This is a genomic window from Pseudoalteromonas rubra (assembly GCF_005887095.1).
GTDB classification, from domain to species: Bacteria; Pseudomonadota; Gammaproteobacteria; order Enterobacterales; family Alteromonadaceae; genus Pseudoalteromonas; species Pseudoalteromonas rubra_E.
This window is the reverse complement of sequence record NZ_PNCI01000140.1, coordinates 1-319: the sequence shown is the minus strand read 5'-3', so window position 1 is coordinate 319 and position 319 is coordinate 1. Positions and strand designations below refer to the sequence as shown.

Genomic DNA, 319 nt, shown 5'->3' with positions numbered 1-319 from the left:
GGAGAGCTTAATAAATTCAGAGGGCTGCAAAATCATTATCACATCGATGGATATTAGATTTTGATATTAGATCATAAATTTAATCAATTTGGTATAACAGCCCTATGGAGCGATTTTTTAGAAGCTTGAAATCGGAATGGGTACCAAAGACAGGATATAAGAGTTTCGTTGAAGCCAAGAAAAAGATCACGGCTTACATTCTTGGATATTACAGCCAGGTCAGGCCGCATCAGTACAATGGCGGTTTGACACCAAACGAATCAGAACACAGGTTCTGGTTAAACTATAAAACTGTGGCCAATTTTAGTTGACCACTACA

Annotated in this window: 1 pseudogene; it reads left to right on the top strand. The window is 37.9% G+C overall.

What is annotated here, in order from left to right:
* Window positions 1-89 precede the first annotated feature (89 nt).
* Window positions 90-311, top strand: a pseudogene (locus CWB99_RS23620) (integrase core domain-containing protein); the annotation flags it as partial.
* Window positions 312-319 lie beyond the last annotated feature (8 nt).